15 protein-coding genes are annotated in these 15,429 nt (G+C 67.1%); 9 read left to right on the top strand and 6 right to left on the bottom strand.

The window, feature by feature from the left end; genetic code table 11:
* Positions 1-9: 9 nt before the first annotated feature.
* Both K254_RS0108705 and K254_RS0108700 read left to right on the top strand, forming a co-directional pair.
* Positions 10-819, top strand: a complete 810-nt coding sequence (locus K254_RS0108705; protein WP_051388996.1) for a thioesterase family protein — start codon at positions 10-12, stop codon at positions 817-819.
* 56 nt (positions 820-875) lie between these two features.
* Positions 876-1,577, top strand: coding sequence for a lipoate--protein ligase family protein (locus K254_RS0108700; RefSeq protein WP_026555036.1), 702 nt, complete (start codon positions 876-878; stop codon positions 1,575-1,577).
* Between the two features lie 21 nt (positions 1,578-1,598).
* Here the strand turns inward: K254_RS0108700 and K254_RS0108695 are convergent, their stop codons facing one another.
* From K254_RS0108695 to K254_RS0108685, 3 genes are all read right to left on the bottom strand, one after another.
* Positions 1,599-2,222, bottom strand: coding sequence for an MBL fold metallo-hydrolase (locus tag K254_RS0108695; RefSeq protein WP_026555035.1), 624 nt, complete (start codon positions 2,220-2,222; stop codon positions 1,599-1,601).
* Positions 2,222-3,307, bottom strand: a complete 1,086-nt coding sequence (locus K254_RS0108690; RefSeq protein WP_026555034.1) for an S-(hydroxymethyl)mycothiol dehydrogenase — start codon at positions 3,305-3,307, stop codon at positions 2,222-2,224. Before K254_RS0108690 ends, K254_RS0108695 begins: the two co-directional genes overlap by 1 nt.
* Before the next feature lie 204 nt (positions 3,308-3,511).
* Positions 3,512-3,769, bottom strand: a complete 258-nt coding sequence (locus K254_RS0108685) for a mycoredoxin (RefSeq protein WP_026555033.1) — start codon at positions 3,767-3,769, stop codon at positions 3,512-3,514.
* Positions 3,770-3,933: 164 nt separating this feature from the next.
* Here K254_RS0108685 and K254_RS0108680 point away from each other — a divergent pair, with 164 nt between their 5' ends.
* Positions 3,934-4,692 (top strand): SOS response-associated peptidase, encoded by a 759-nt coding sequence (locus K254_RS0108680; RefSeq protein ID WP_155848483.1) that lies wholly within the window; start codon positions 3,934-3,936, stop codon positions 4,690-4,692.
* A gap of 24 nt (positions 4,693-4,716) precedes the next feature.
* Here the strand turns inward: K254_RS0108680 and K254_RS0108675 are convergent, their stop codons facing one another.
* Both K254_RS0108675 and K254_RS0108670 read right to left on the bottom strand, forming a co-directional pair.
* Positions 4,717-5,139: a VOC family protein gene (locus tag K254_RS0108675; RefSeq protein ID WP_026555031.1), complete on the bottom strand. Its 423-nt coding sequence runs from the start codon at positions 5,137-5,139 to the stop codon at positions 4,717-4,719.
* Positions 5,140-5,149: 10 nt separating this feature from the next.
* Complete coding sequence (locus K254_RS0108670) at positions 5,150-5,659, bottom strand: GNAT family N-acetyltransferase (RefSeq protein ID WP_026555030.1); 510 nt, start codon at positions 5,657-5,659, stop codon at positions 5,150-5,152.
* A gap of 304 nt (positions 5,660-5,963) precedes the next feature.
* On the opposite strand from K254_RS0108670, the gene K254_RS22520 reads away from it, so the two are divergent.
* The 6 genes from K254_RS22520 (at position 5,964) to pdxS (ending at position 14,149) form a co-directional block, all read left to right on the top strand.
* Positions 5,964-6,338, top strand: a complete 375-nt coding sequence (locus tag K254_RS22520; RefSeq protein WP_051388995.1) for a DUF6504 family protein — start codon at positions 5,964-5,966, stop codon at positions 6,336-6,338.
* On the top strand, positions 6,331-9,816 hold the full coding sequence (locus K254_RS22515) for a DNA polymerase III subunit alpha (protein WP_035749150.1): 3,486 nt from the start codon (positions 6,331-6,333) through the stop codon (positions 9,814-9,816). Before K254_RS22520 ends, K254_RS22515 begins: the two co-directional genes overlap by 8 nt.
* An 83-nt stretch (positions 9,817-9,899) precedes the next feature.
* Entirely contained in the window at positions 9,900-11,906 is a 2,007-nt protein-coding gene (thrS, locus tag K254_RS0108655) for a threonine--tRNA ligase (protein ID WP_026555029.1), read from the top strand.
* Between the two features lie 27 nt (positions 11,907-11,933).
* Positions 11,934-12,515 carry an HIT family protein gene (locus tag K254_RS0108650; RefSeq protein ID WP_051388994.1) on the top strand — a complete coding sequence of 194 codons (582 nt, stop codon included), beginning with the start codon at positions 11,934-11,936 and terminating at the stop codon, positions 12,513-12,515.
* Entirely contained in the window at positions 12,505-13,131 is a 627-nt protein-coding gene (gene pgsA / locus K254_RS0108645; RefSeq protein WP_026555027.1) for a phosphatidylinositol phosphate synthase, read from the top strand. Before K254_RS0108650 ends, pgsA begins: the two co-directional genes overlap by 11 nt.
* A 91-nt stretch (positions 13,132-13,222) precedes the next feature.
* Entirely contained in the window at positions 13,223-14,149 is a 927-nt protein-coding gene (gene pdxS / locus K254_RS0108640) for a pyridoxal 5'-phosphate synthase lyase subunit PdxS (RefSeq protein WP_026555026.1), read from the top strand.
* 280 nt (positions 14,150-14,429) lie between these two features.
* On the opposite strand, the gene K254_RS0108635 is transcribed toward pdxS, so the two are convergent.
* Positions 14,430-15,398, bottom strand: a complete 969-nt coding sequence (locus tag K254_RS0108635) for a nucleoside hydrolase (protein ID WP_026555025.1) — start codon at positions 15,396-15,398, stop codon at positions 14,430-14,432.
* Between the last annotated feature and the right edge of the window lie 31 nt (positions 15,399-15,429).

Here is a 15,429-nt window from a genome sequence, read left to right as displayed (position 1 = left end):
GTCGGGTGCATGAGTGAGAGCACCGTGCCCGTCAATGTCGACGCGACGTCCTACTACCGTTCGCTCGGCGGCGGACGCTATGAATCCACGCCCCATGCCCAGGGCGCGTGGGATCCCAACGAGCAGCACATGGCGCCCGTCACCGGCATCATGACGCGGGAGCTGCTGGGCTTCAAGCCGCGCGATGACATGCGCCTGGTCCGGCTGAACTTCGACATTCTGGGGCAGATCCCTGGCGGCGAATTCACCCTGGAGACCACGATGCTGCGCCCCGGGCGCACCATTGAACTGCTCCAATGCGAGCTCCACGCCGGCGGCCGCACCGCGGTGAGGGCCACGGCCTGGCGCCTGCAGACCTCCGACACCTCCGCCGTCGCCGCCCTTGAAGACGACGCCATGCCGCCCCTGGACGACTCCGTGCCGTGGGATGGCCTGGCGGGCTGGCCGGGCGGTTTCATCCGCTCCGTGGAGGCGCGGACCATCGAGGGCCACCGGCCGGGCAACGGCCAGGTGTGGATCAGCACCCCGTTGGAAACCGTGGAGGGTGAGGCCACCGCGCCCATGGTCCGCTTGCTGGGCCTGGCCGACAGCTCCAACGGCATTGCCTACCGGGTGCGGCCGGGTGCGGGCGGCTACATGTTCCCCAATGTTGATCTCTCGCTGCACCTGTACCGGGAGCCGGAAGGGACGTGGCTTGGGTTGGACAACACCGTGACCTTCGCCGACGACGGCGTCGGGCTCACTTCGACGGTGCTCAATGACATCCACGGCCCCTTTGGCCGGGCCGAGCAGATCCTCACCGTCCGCGCCCTGCCCTGAGCCTGCCGGCCCCCTTCCTTCAGGAGACTCCCATTTCTTCCATCGATGCACCCTTCATGGCGCCGCGGATCACCGTCGAACGCCACCACCCCTCCCTGGGCGCCGCCGCCGATCTGGCCCGCGGGCTGGACCTGCTCGCCGACGCCAAGACCGGCCGCATGGGGGCCTTGCTGCGCATTTACCGCCCCGAGCCGACGGTGGCCTTTGGCCAGCGTGACGCCCATCTTCCCGGCTTTCCCGCCGCCGCCGAGGCAACCCGCAGCCTTGGCTTTGAGCCGCTGGTGCGCAAGGCCGGCGGACGTGCCGCCGCCTACCACCAGGGTTGTCTGGTGGTGGACCACATCCAGCCGCAGCCGGATGCGATTGTGCAGGCCAAGGGGCGGTTTGGCTTCTACGGCGAGTTGCTTGCCGAGGCCCTGCGGAGCGTTGGCGTGCAGGCCGCAGTGGGGGAGATCCCTGGGGAGTACTGCCCGGGAGAATTCAGCGTGCACGGCACCGGAGCCAACCAGTCCGTGAAGCTGGTGGGGACCGCCCAGCGCGTGGTCTCCGGTGCATGGTTGTTCAGCTCGGTGGTGGTGGTGCAGAACTCCGCACCGATCCGGGACGTCCTGACGGCCAGCTATGCCGCCCTGGGGCTGGACTGGGATCCCGCCACGGCTGGTGCCGCCGAGGACCTGGTCCCTGGAACCACCGTCGACGCCGTCGAACAGGCCATCCTGGACGTCTACGCCGCGTACACGGAGTTGGTGGAGCGCTAGGGGCGCTCCACCAACGATCCCTCAGCCCTTCAAGGCTTCTTCGATCCCGGGGGCCTCGGCCGCGACGGTGGTTGAATCACCATGTCCGGTCCGCACCACTGTGTCGGCCGGCAGGGTCATAAGCCGGGTGCTGATGGACTCCAAGATGGTGGGGTAGTCGCTGTACGAGCGCCCCGTGGCGCCGGGTCCGCCGTTGAACAGTGTGTCCCCGGTGAACACCGTGCCCTCGGATTCCAGGTAGTAGCAAACGGAACCGGGCGAGTGGCCCGGGGTGTGCAGGGCCTGCAGGGTGCCACCGGCGACGGCGAACGTATCGCCGTCGGCCACCTCATGGTCCGGGGCGGCGTCCGGGTGGACAACGTCCCACAGCATCCGGTCCGCGGGGTGCAGGTGGATGGGCGCCCCGGTGGCCTCGGCAACGGCCCGCGCGGCGCGGATGTGGTCATCGTGGGCATGGGTGAGCCGTATGGCCAGCAGCCTGCGCCCGCCCACCTGCTCCACAATGGCCGCCGGATCGTGCGGGGCGTCGATGACGATGCACTCCGCATCGTCGCCCACAATCCAAACGTTGTTGTCTACGTCCCAGGTTCCGCCGTCGAGCGAGAACGTGCCCGAGGTGACAAGGCGATCAATACGCAGCGCCATTAGAGTTCCACCACCGAACGCAGCACGGAGCCCTCATGCATCTTGGCGAATGCAGCCTCGATGTCGTTGATGCCGATGCGCTCGCTGACAAAGGCGTCCAGATCCAGCCGGCCCTGTCGGTACAGGCTCACCAGCATCGGGAAGTCGCGCGAAGGCAGGCAGTCGCCGTACCAGGAGGACTTCAGTGAACCGCCGCGGCCAAAGACATCCAGCAGGGGCAGTTCCAGCACCATCTCCGGCGTCGGGACGCCCACCAGCACCACCGTGCCGGCCAGGTCGCGGGCGTAGAAGGCCTGCTTGTACGTTTCGGGACGGCCGACGGCGTCGATCACGACGTCGGCGCCGAAGCCGCCGGTGAGGGCGCGGATGGCCTCCACCGGATCCTGCTCGGAGGAGTCCACCGCATGGGTGGCGCCCATGGCGCGGGCGCGCTCAAGCTTCTTGGCATCGATGTCCACGGCGATGACCGTGGTGGCGCCGGCCAGGGCGGCGCCGGCGATGGCTGCCGTGCCCACTCCGCCGCAGCCGATCACGGCCACGGTGTCACCGCGCTGGACGCCGCCGGTGTTGATGGCGGCACCGAGGCCGGCCATGACACCGCAGCCCAGCAGCCCCACGGCCGCGGCATCGGCGTCTGGGTCCACCTTGGTGCACTGGCCCGCGGCCACGAGTGTCTTTTCGGCGAAGGCGCCGATGCCCAGGGCGGGGGAGAGCACGGTGCCATCCTCCAGGGTCATCTTCTGGGTGGCGTTGGCGGTGTTGAAGCAGTACTGGGCTTGGCCCTTGGCACAGGCGCGGCAGGTGCCGCAGACGGCGCGCCAGTTCAGGATGACGCGGTCGCCCGGAACGACATTGGTGACGTCGGGGCCGACGGCGCTGACCACGCCCGTGGCCTCGTGGCCGAGAAGGAAGGGGAAGTCATCGCTGATGCCGCCGAGCTTGTAGTGCAGGTCGGTGTGGCAGACGCCGCTGGTGAGGATGTCAACCAGCGCCTCGCCGGGGCCGGGGTCCGGGACCAGAATGGTTTCCACGGTAACCGGAGCTCCCTTTGACCGTGCAATGACGCCTTGTACTTTGTGAACCACGTTGTTCTCCTTGATGATCTACATCGGGTGCAGGCTGGCTGCCAGCGGCCAGTCTACCGAGTCAACAAGGGCCTGTGGCTTAAGCAAAGATGGGGCCGCCGGCGTGGTGCTGCGAACAGCAATTCCACGCCGACGGCCCCGCCTTGGGCCCACGCCCGCAGGGTTCCCTGGTCGAGCGAAGCGAGATGAGGGAGCGGGTGGGGATTAAGCGGCCAGTCGCAGCTTCACATCGTTCAGCGAGGGGTTGGTGGCGGCCGTGCCGTCCGGGAAGATCACGGTGGGAACGGTCTGGTTGCCGCCATTGAGCTTCTCCACCAGTTCCGCGGTGCCGGGAACGTCCTCGATGTTGATTTCCGTGTAGCCAATGCCCTGGGCGTCCAGCTGCGTCTTCAGACGGCGGCAGTAGCCGCACCAGGTGGTTGAAAACATCGTGATGCTGCCGGCCTCGGGGGTGTAGTCCACGGATACTCCTTGTGTTGGTGCGGATTTGGCTCAGTTGTTGAACACAACGCTACCCAATGCCGCGGATATTCCCTTCTCCGCGGGTCACAGGGCGGTCATGGACGCTTCCACCCGGCATCCGCACGGCCTCGCGGAACGCCCGCACGGGTGCAAGGATGGGGTGCATGTGCGGACGATATGTGATGGCCCGGGCCGTGGGCGACCTGGTGGCGGAGCTTGAAGCGGAGGCCGATGCGGCCCTGGAATTGCGGCAGTCCTGGAACGTTGCCCCCACCACGGATGTGCCCATTGTGCTGGAGCGGTTGATCGACGGTGCCGTGCACCGGCAGATCCACGTCGCCAAATGGGGACTGGTGCCCTCCTGGGCCAAGGACCCCTCGGTGGCGGTGCGTTCGTTCAATGCACGCAGCGAGACGGTGGCGGAGAAGCCCAGCTTCCGCGCCGCCCTGAAGGCCCGCCGCTGTGCCGTACCGGTGGAGGGCTACTACGAGTGGAAGAAGTCCGCCGACGGCAAGACCAAGCAGCCGTACTTCGTGCACAGCAAGGACGGCTCCCTGACCACCTTCGCCGGGCTCTATGAATGGTGGAAGGATCCCGCCCAGCCGGAGGGCAGTGCCGAACAGTGGCTGCTGTCCTGCGCCATCATCACCAAGGCCTCGCCGGAGCCAGACGGCGTTGAAGGCAGCGCGCTCGCAGAGCTGGCCGGGCTCCATGACAGGCTTCCTGTGCCGATGGACGCCGAGACGATGGCGTCCTGGCTGGACCCGCAGGCCGATGACCCGAAGGCCTTGCTGGAGATGGTGCTCGCCTCCGCCGACGACGTCGCTGCCGGCTGGGTGCTGGATCCGGTGGCTGCCGCCGTGGGGAACGTCCGCAACGATTCCCCGGAGCTGACCGCGCCGGTGGATGATCCGCTGCTCTAGAACCTTTGAAGTGAGGCCGGCGGCTCAGACGGTGACGTCGCCGCCGTCGTCGACCTGCCAGGTGGGGTTGAACGCCAGTTCCCAGCGGAAGCCGTCGGGATCGGCAAAGTAGGCCACGTAGCCGCCCCAGGTGGTGGCCTTGCCCTCGGCGGCGACGACGGCGCCTGCCGCAACGGCCTGGGCCAGCGCCTCGTCGACCTCGGCGGGTGAGCCCAGGTTCTGGCTCAGCGTGATGGCGGGGATCCCGCCGGAAGGGTCCACCCCGGCGTCGGCGGCCATGGCGGCCCTGTCCCAGAGGGAGAGCATCAATCCATGGTTGACCTGGACAAAGATGACCTCGCCGGGGACCTCCATGTGGACTGGCCAGCCTAGGCCCTCAACGTAGAAGGCCCGGGATGCGGCGGTGTCGCGCACGCCCAGTGAGATGAAGGAAACGGCTGGTTTCACTGCCCTGCCTCTAGTCCTCGCCCGACCATTCCGGAGACCAGCGGTGGAAGTCCAGGGAAAGGTACAGGGCGATGGCGGCGGCGTTGTTGCTGTCCACGCTCAGTGCCACCTCCTCGTACCCGGCGTTGAACAGGCTGTCCATGGCGGACAGGACCAGATCCTCGGCCAAACCGCGGCGGCGGAACTCGCGGTCGGTGAAAAGTTCGAAAATGAAGGGCGCGTCGGGCGTGTCGTCGCCGACAGCCTTCTCCACCACCAGCACCGCGGCGATGATGTGGCCATCGTCGTCCAGTGAGACGTGTGATGCCTTGGGGAGGAACTTTCCGTACTTCCCGGTCAGGGAGGCGCCCATGTTTTCGATGGCGGCCTCGAGGGATTCGCCGGCCAGCCCCGGGTCGTAGGCAGAGAAGTAGAGCTCGCCAATGGGCCTGGTATCGGCCTGTTCCACGGTGCGGGTTGAGGTCTTCAACTCCCGCTCCAGCGGGGCAGTCCTGGCAATCAGGGTGACCATGTCAGTCATGGAACGCTCCTTATCGTGTGGGTGGTACGGCGGCGCAGCGTCATTGGTGCCTTGAGGCAATGCTAGTGGTCATTTGGACCCTCAGCTATGGCCTGCCACCTTCCGCCCGGCCCGCTCTTCGGCCGCCGACCCTTGGCCGGAGGTTCGTTGTTGAGGCCCCGGCCACGGCGTACACTGGAACGGAATTCGAATATATGTTCGAATACTCAACAGCAGCACGTGGCACCAGATGCGGCCGGCAAATCGGCAGGCAATGGCTTGATGGATGGGCGGTGGACTTCTCCGCGGCGGGAAGGAAGAGGGCGTGGGCATCTTCAGTGCATCCGTGGAGGTTGAACTCTCCGCCGAGGGCCTGCCGCTGCGCCTCGCTTGGCAGGGAGGAAGCTATGAACTGGGGGCCGATCCGGTGCGCTGGTATGAACGCCGCTCCTGGTGGGAGAAGGAACTGCGGGCCCCGCTGGGCCACGGGCCCGGCCTGGTGGACCACGAGATCTGGCGGGTCCAGGCACGGCTCGATGGCAAGGGGGAGCTGTACACCTTCGACCTTTCCCGGCATGTGGGCAGCGGGCGCTGGCGGATGATCCGCATCCACGACGCCCTGCGCACATCTGAGGAACCTGAGGAGCGAGAGGAGCTGGCTGAGCCGGAGGAGCCGTGCGAGGAGGACTGGGGTGCCTAGCTTCACCCACCTGCACGCAGCCACGGCCTTCAGCGCCCACTACGGCGTCTCCTGGCCCAACGAGCTCGCCCAGGCCGCAGCCGCGGACGGAGCCACCGCGCTCGCCTGCACGGACCGCGACGGCCTCTACGGCACCATCAAACACCTCAAGGCCTGCAGCGAGGCGGGGATCGACCCCATCGTGGGCGTGGACCTGGCCGTCCTGGAACCCGCCCCGGATACGCGGGGAAGCCAGAGAACCCGGAGCCCCGGCCTCGGCGCAGCGCCCCGCCTGCAGGAGGGCGGACGCGTGGTGGTGCTGGCCCACGGCAGCCCCGCAGGCTACAAGGCCCTGTGCCGGCTGGTCTCCGCCGCACACTCCCACAACCCCGCAGGGGTGACAATCGAGCAGCTCGCCACCTACGCCGTCGAGCCCTCCACTCTGGAACCGGTGCTGACCATCCTCATCGGACCGGACTCCGACGTCGGCCGCGCCATGGAGGGGCGCCAATACCTGCTGCCCAGGCGCAGGCTTGCCCGCTGGCACCAGCTGATGCCCACAGGAACGCTCATGGCGGAGATCGTCTCCCACCGCAGCACCCCCGGCACGGCCCTGAGCACACAGCACGCCGTGCGCATGCTGCGACTGGCCAACGAGCTCTACATCCCCGCCATCCTCACCAACGCCGTCCGCTACGTCAGCGAAGACGGCGCAGCAACAGCGGACGTGCTGGACTCAGCCCGGGAGCTGAGCACCCTCACCGCGCTCGCAGGCCCAGCCCCCAAACTCCAGCCCACGGCCCAGGGCTGGCTCAAGAGCGCAGCCCAGATGGAGCAGCTGGGCAGGGAGATCATGCGCGACGCCGGCTGCGGCACCGCAGACCTGGCCCAACTGCTGGCCAACACCGAGAAGCTGGCAGACCGCTGCCGCATGGACCCCGTCAAAGACATGGGATGGAAGAGCCCCACGGTCCCCGAGGCCTCGGTCCTGGGGATAGCAGGAAGCCCGGATGCGGAACTGCGCCAACGCTGCGACGCCGGCATCACCGCGCGCTACCCCAACCCCACAGGCGCCAAGGCCCGGGACGTGCACCAACGCCTCGAAATGGAACTGGCCACCATCACCGATCTGGGCTTCTCCGCCTACTTCCTCACCGTCGCCGAGGTCTCCACCATGATCCACGACATGGGAGTGCGGGGAGCCGCCAGAGGCTCCGGCGCCTCAAGCCTGGTGAACTACCTCCTGGGCATCAGCCAAGTGGACCCCCTGCGCCACGACCTCATCTTCGAACGCTTCCTCTCCCGCGACCGCTCCACCCTCCCGGACATCGACATCGACGTGGAGAGCGCACAACGCCACGCGGTGTACCACCGCATCTTCGAACGCTTCGGCGAAGAACGGGTCACCCTGATGAGCATGCAAAACGGCTACCGCGCCCGCGGAGCCGTCCGCGACGCAGGACTGGCCCTGGGCATGGACGAGGAGGAGATCGACACCATCGCCAAACAACTATGGCGCTTCTCCGCCCGCAGCTTCCGTGAGGCGCTCGCAGAAAAACCCGAATTGCGCGAATTCGCCCAACGGGTGGAGGCAAGCCACTGGGGGGACGGAACCGGAACCCCCCAGCAGCTGGACCTGCTCGTGGACATCACCGAACGCCTGGACAGACTGCCACGCCACATCTCCATGCACCCCTGCGGAGTGATCCTGGGCAACGCCACCCTCCTGGACCGCACACCCGTCCAACCCAGTGGGCTGGGACTGCCCATGAGCCAGTTCGACAAACACGACATGGACCCCATGGGCATGCTCAAACTCGACGTCCTGGGCGTGCGCATGCAAAGCGCCATGGCCTACGCCCTGCGCGAGGTCATCCGCATCCACCCCACCAAGGAGGAGGTGGTCGCCGCAGGCAGACACCCCTTGGACGCGACAGGGACGGGGCCGGACTACATCGCCCCGGACGGAACCATCAACCTCGACGCCGTCCCGCTGGACGACGAACCCACCTACCAACTCATCCGCAGCACCCACACCCTGGGCTGCTTCCAAATCGAATCCCCAGGCCAACGCGAACTCATCGGCAAAATGGCCCCCCGCGAATTCAACGACCTCATCATCGACATCTCCCTCTTCCGCCCCGGCCCCATGAAATCCAACATGGTCAAGCCCTACCTCGAAAACAGGGCAGGCTTCGCCCCCGAGGTCTACCCTCACCCACTGCTTAAACCCGCGCTCGCAGAAACGCACGGGGTCACCGTGTTCCATGAGCAGGTGCTGCGGACCTTCCATGTCATGACGGATTGCGGGCTGGCCCGGGCCGATGAGTTCCGCCGCGCCCTGGGCAATGAGGCGCAGGAGCCGGCGGTGGAGGCGTATTTCCGCCGCCACGCCCTGGCCAACGGGTTCCCACCCGGCGTCGTCGACACGGTCTGGGACACGCTGAAGGCCTTTGGCAGCTTTGGCTTCTGCAAGGCCCACGGTGCGGCCTTTGCCGTGCCCACCTACCAATCCGCCTGGCTCAAGACCCACCACCCGGAGGCCTTCCTGGCCGGATTGTGGGAGCACGATCCCGGCATGTACCCGCGCCGGCTGCTGGTGGCGGAGGCCCGCCGGCTGGGCATCCCCATCCTGGGGCTGGACATCAACGCCAGCGCGGGGGAGTACCGGGTGGAACGGACGGACGACGGCGTGCTCGGCATCCGGATGAGCCTGGCCGGGGTCTACGGACTTTCCGGGGCCGAGCTGAAGCGGATTGTGGCGAACCAGCCCTACGATTCGCTGGCCGATCTGCGCACCCGCGCGCGGGTCAGCCGGCCCATTATGAAGCGGCTGGCCCAGCTGGGGGCCTTCGACGCCCTGCACCGTTCGGTCAAAGCAGCCTCAGGGTCCACCGCCAGCCGGGCCGATCTGGTGGCCCACCTGGTGGGGCAGCCTGCCCGGAGTCCTTCGGCACGGCACCAGCCGCTTGAGGGGCAGCTGGCCCTGCCGCTGGGGGATCTGGAACTCTCAGCGCTGCGGCCGCTGCTGCCGGAGCCCAGCCTGCACGAAAAGGTCCGCACGGAACTGGACCTGCTGGCCCTGGATGTCAGCGGGCACCTGATGGGCAGCTACCAGCCGCTGCTGGATTCCCTGGGGGTGACCACGGCGGACAGGCTGCTGGGGCTGCGCAACAACTCGGAGGTGCTGGTGGCCGGGGTGCGGGTGGCCACACAGACCCCGCCCATGCGTGGTGGCCGCCGCGTGGTGTTCATCAGCATCGACGACGGCACCGGCTGCGTGGACGCCACCTTCTTCCACGAGGCGCAGGAGCAATCCGGGCCGCTGCTCTTTGGCACCCGGATGCTGCTGATCCGCGGCCTCACCCGGCGCACCGGACCGCGGGGGATCAGCCTGCAGGCGCTGCAGGCCTGGGATCTGGCCCGAACCGAGACGCTGCCGCTTCCCGCCCCGCGGGAGACGGTGCCGGGGGCCGTGCCAGATTGGGTGCAGTTCTGAAGAACCGATACCATCGAAGAGGCTCACAGCAACCCCCGTATGTTGCTTGCACGGAGCCATTCAACCGAATTTAGGAGCCAGCAATGCCAGTGGACATACAAATCACCCTCGACGTCGATGGCGAAGCAACCACGGTAGCTGCTGGCACCACGGGTGCCGAGCTGTTCTTTGAGCGCCGCGACGTCGTCATCATGCGCGTCAACGGCGTGCTGAAGGACCTCGACCAGCCGCTGGACGATGCCGCCGCCGTGGAAGCCGTCACCATCTCCTCCCCGGACGGCCTCAACGTGCTGCGCCACTCCACCGCCCACGTCATGGCCCAGGCCGTGCAGCAGCTGCGCCCGGACGCCAAGCTGGGCATTGGCCCGTACATCACCGATGGCTTTTACTTTGATTTCGACGTCGCCGAGCCCTTCACTCCCGAGGATCTGAAGACCCTCGAGAAGATGATGCTCAAGATCGTCAACCAGAACCAGAAGTTCGTCCGCCGCGTGGTTTCCGAGGACGAGGCCCGCGAGGCCATGGCGAACGAGCCCTACAAGCTGGAACTGCTGGGCAAGAAGAACGACGGCGACACCGCCGAGGGCGTCAACGTGGAGGTCGGCGCCGGCGACATCACCATCTACGACAACGTGGACCGCAAGAGCGGGGACTCCCTCTGGTGCGATCTGTGCCGCGGCCCGCACCTGCCCAACACCAAGCTGATCTCCAACGCCTTCGCGCTGACCCGCACCTCCGCCGCCTACTGGCTGGGCAACCAGAACAACCAGCAGCTGCAGCGCATCTACGGCACCGCCTGGCCCACCAAGGATGATCTGAAGGCGTACCAGGAGCGCATTGCCGAGGCCGAGCGCCGCGACCACCGCAAGCTTGGCGTGGAGCTGGACCTCTTCTCCTTCCCCGACGAGCTGGGCTCCGGCCTACCCGTGTTCCACCCCAAGGGCGGCATCATCCGCAAGGAGATGGAGGACTACTCCCGCCAGCGCCACGTGGATGCCGGCTACGAGTTTGTCTACACCCCGCACATCACCAAGGGCCACCTCTACGAGGTCTCCGGCCACCTTGACTGGTACAAGGACGGCATGTTCCCGGCGATGCACGTTGACGCCGAGCTCAATGAGGACGGCACCGTGCGCAAGCCCGGCCAGGACTACTACCTGAAGCCGATGAACTGCCCCATGCACAACCTGATCTTCCGCTCCCGCGGACGCTCCTACCGCGAACTGCCGCTGCGCCTGTTCGAATTCGGCTCGGTGTACCGCTATGAGAAGTCCGGTGTGGTGCACGGCCTGACCCGCGTGCGCGGCATGACACAGGACGACGCCCACATCTACTGCACCAAGGAGCAGATGAAGGACGAGCTCACCACCACGCTGAACTTCGTGCTGGGGCTGCTGAAGGACTACGGTCTTGACGACTTCTACCTGGAGCTTTCCACCAAGAACGAGGAGAAGTTCGTCGGCGACGACGATGTCTGGGAGGAAGCGACCCGCACGCTGGCCGAGGTGGCCGAGGCCTCCGGCCTGGAGCTGGTCCCGGATCCGGGTGGAGCCGCGTTCTACGGCCCCAAGATCTCCGTCCAGGCCAAGGATGCCCTCGGCCGCACCTGGCAGATGTCCACCATCCAGCTGGACTTCAACCTGCCCGAGCGCTTTGAGCTCGAGTACCAGGCCGCCGATGGCACCCGCCAGCGCCCGGTGATGATCCACCGTGCCCTGTTCGGCTCCGTGGAGCGCTTCATGGGCGTGCTGACCGAGCACTACGCCGGCGCCTTCCCGGCCTGGCTGTCCCCGGTCCAGGTGGTCGGCATCCCCGTGGCCGAGGCCTTCAACGAGTACATGTTCGACGTCGTCGACAAGCTCAAGGCCGCCGGCATCCGTGCCGAAGCGGACATCTCCTCCGACCGCTTCCCCAAGAAGATCCGCACCGCCAGCAAGGACAAGATTCCGTTTGTCCTCATTGCCGGTGGCGAGGATGCCGAGGCCGGTGCCGTGTCCTTCCGCTTCCGCGATGGCAGCACCGACAACGGTGTGCCCGTGGACGAGGCAGTGGCCCGCATCGTCGAGGCCGTGAAGAACCGCACCGCCTAATCAACCAGAGAAAAGGTATGAACCATCTTGTCTGACGAGCTACAGCACGATGGTGCCATCCCGGCGCCGGGCGTGCAGGACGACTTTGCACTGCCCGGCGTTCCGGATGCCTTTTCCCGGCTCTGGACGCCGCACCGCCTCGCCTACATCAAGGGCGGCCAGGACCAGTACAAGGGCCAGGACGACTGCCCCTTCTGCGTGGCCCCCAGCCGCAGCGATGAAGAATCGCTGATTGTGCACCGGGGTGAGCTGAACTATGTGGTGCTCAACCTGTTCCCGTACAACCCCGGCCACCTGCTGGTGTGCCCCTACCGCCACATTCCGGACTACACGGATCTGACGGTGGAGGAGACGGCGGAGTTTGCCGCCCTGACCCAGCAGGGCATGCGCGTGCTGCGCGAAGTTTCCAACCCCTCCGGCTTCAACCTGGGCATGAACCAGGGAGTCACCGGCGGGGCGGGGATCTCCGCCCACCTGCACCAGCACATCGTGCCGCGCTGGGGCGGGGACGGAAACTTCCTGCCGATCATTGCCCAGACGAAGGCGATCACCCAGACGCTGGGCGACGTCCGCGACCAGGTGGCCAAGGCGTGGTCAAATGCTGAATAAGTACGCGCGCACGTTCTTTGCCAACATCTTCACCCCCATAGCCCGGTTCCTGGTGCGGCTGGGGATTTCCCCCGACGCCATCACCATTGCCGGCACGCTGGGCGTGGCGGCCGGCGCGCTCATCTGGTATCCGCTCGGCGAGCTGTTCTGGGGCACGGTGGTGATCACCGTCTTCGTCTTCTCGGACATCGTGGATGGCCTGATGGCCCGCATGCTGGGCCGCTCGGGCCCGTGGGGTGCGTTCCTGGATTCCACCCTGGACAGGGTGGGGGACGGGGCCGTCTTTGCCGGCATCGTGATCTGGTTCTTCACCGGCGGCGACAACCCCTTCATCGCCGTGATGGCGCTGCTGTGCCTGGTCCTGGGCAGCGTGGTCTCCTATGCCAAGGCCCGTGCCGAGGGGCTGGGGATGACGGCGAACGTGGGCATTGCCGAGCGCTCCGAGCGCCTCGTCGTCGTCCTGGTGGCCACCGGCCTGGTGGGCCTGGGCCTGCCGCAGCTCCTGCTGGCCATCGTGCTGGTGCTGCTGGCGCTGGCCAGCCTGGTGACGGTCTTCCAGCGGGTCCTGACGGTCCGGGCGCAAAGCCTGGCCGTGGACTGTGGAACAGATTCGTAACTGGTTCGGAGCGCTCGACGCCGGGCACTAGTATGGACCGTACCAAGTTAGGCCTTTTGGGCCCTCAACCTACCTTCCCATAGGGGTTTTTGTGTCTACACCTGATGTAACGCCGGTCGCTTCCTCCGCTACGGCCAACGTCACCGGCAGCAGCCGTGTCAAGCGCGGCATGGCCGAAATGCTTAAGGGCGGCGTCATTATGGACGTCGTCAACGTCGAGCAGGCCAAGATTGCAGAGGATGCCGGCGCCGTTGCCGTCATGGCTCTGGAACGCGTTCCCGCCGACATCCGCGCCCAGGGTGGCGTGTCCCGCATGTCGGACCCGGACATGATCGACGCGATCATCGACGCCGTCTCCATCCCGGTCATGGCCAAGGCCCGCATCGGCCACTTCGTCGAGGCACAGATCCTGGAATCCCTCGGTGTCGACTACATCGACGAGTCCGAGGTTCTGACCCCGGCCGACTACGAGCACCACATCGACAAGTGGAACTTCACCGTTCCCTTCGTCTGCGGCGCCACCAACCTCGGTGAGGCCCTGCGCCGCATCAACGAGGGTGCTGCCATGATCCGTTCCAAGGGCGAGGCCGGCACCGGCGACGTCTCCAACGCCACGGGCCACATGCGCAAGATCCGCGCCGAGATCGCCAAGCTGGCAGCCCTGCCCGAGGACGAGCTGTACGTTGCCGCCAAGGAACTGGCCGCGCCGTACGAGCTGGTCAAGGAGATCGCCTCCACCGGCAAGCTCCCCGTTGTCCTGTTCACCGCCGGTGGCATCGCCACCCCGGCCGACGCTGCGATGATGATGCAGCTCGGCGCCGACGGCGTGTTCGTCGGCTCGGGCATCTTCAAGTCCGGCAACCCGGCCCAGCGTGCCGCCGCCGTCGTGAAGGCCACCACCTTCTTCGATGACCCCTCCGTGGTGGCGAAGGTTTCCCGCGGACTGGGCGAGGCCATGGTTGGCATCAACGTCGCCGACATCCCGGAGCCGCACCGCCTGGCCGAGCGCGGCTGGTAAAAACTCCGGCTACTTCCGGCGTCGCCCGGCTTTGCGTCGGCTGACGGCCGGCGCAACGCCGGCCTTGCCGGCGCTTGGGCACAGCCGGGAGCGTCGAGTCGCCCGCGGGCGGGCTTGTCGCCACGCCCGGCTGTGATGCGCGCCTTTGCAAGGCCGGCATTTCGCCTTTCATTGGCGGATCTACGCAAGCGGAGACGAGCCGGGTAGCCTACGCAAAACTGAACGGCGTCCCACCCCCTGAGGGGTGGGACGCCGTTCTTCGTTTAACTTTGGCGGATGGCTAGTTGTTGCTGCCGATGATGGTGTTGACGAGGTGGGGGGAGAATTCCTCGGCGAGGGTGAGGACCACGCGGATGCGGGCGCCGTCCTGGTCGGGGAAGCCGAGGTGGCGGCGGCGGAGGTCCGCGATGGTGGCGCCGCGGCCGGGGCCGTTGGTGGTGTCCACCGCCACGCGCACGCGCGGTGCGGTGCCCAGCTCAATGCCGCCAACGGCGATGGCTGCGGCCAGCGGATCGTGCATGGCGGAGCATTCGCGGCCGTACTGGTCCTTGTAGAAGCGGAAGTAGTAGCCCAACATGCCGCCCAGTGCGGTGGCCATCGGCTGGCCGGCCTCGAGCAGTTCCTGGCGGTGGCTTTCCTCGAACACGTGGGCCATCGTGACGTCCAACGGCACCAGCGTCACGTCCCAATCGGCCGCCAGGACGGCGGCCGCGGCCTCGGGGTCGTTGGCAATGTTGGCTTCGGCGGCGGGGGTGATGTTGCCCGGCACCAGGGCTGCGCCGCCCATGATGGTGATGTGGTCGATCAGCGCGGGCAGATTGGGCTCCAGCTCCAGTGCCTTGGCGATGTTGGTCAGCGGTCCAATGGCCAGGATGTGCAGCTTCCCTGCGTTCTCCCGGGCCAGCCGGATGAGCAGCTCAGCGGCCGATTCGGCGAGAGCGTCATGGGTGGCGGCGGTCAGTTCGACGCCGCCGATGCCGTTGGCGCCGTGGACGTGCGGTGCCCCGCCGGAGAACTCGCCGGCGAGGGGATTGTGGGCGCCGACGGCGACGGGGATGTCCTCGCGGCCGGCGAGGGCCAGCAGGTCCAGCGTGTTGCGGGCGCCGACGGCGGCACTGACGTTGCCGCTGACCGAGCCAATGCCCAGCAGGTTCGCCTTGGTGGAGGCGAGCAGGTAGCCCACGGCCAGGGCGTCGTCAATGCCGGTGTCGCAGTCCAGATAGAGGGGGACGGCTGTTTGCTCACTCATGCGGCGGTTGCTCCTGGTCGGGGATGATAAG

Origin of the sequence: Arthrobacter sp. 35W, assembly GCF_000482545.1 — a bacterium.
In the GTDB taxonomy this organism is placed as follows: domain Bacteria; phylum Actinomycetota; class Actinomycetes; order Actinomycetales; family Micrococcaceae; genus Specibacter.
The sequence above is the reverse complement of the archived record's forward strand: the minus strand, read 5'-3'. Positions and strand labels throughout refer to the sequence as shown.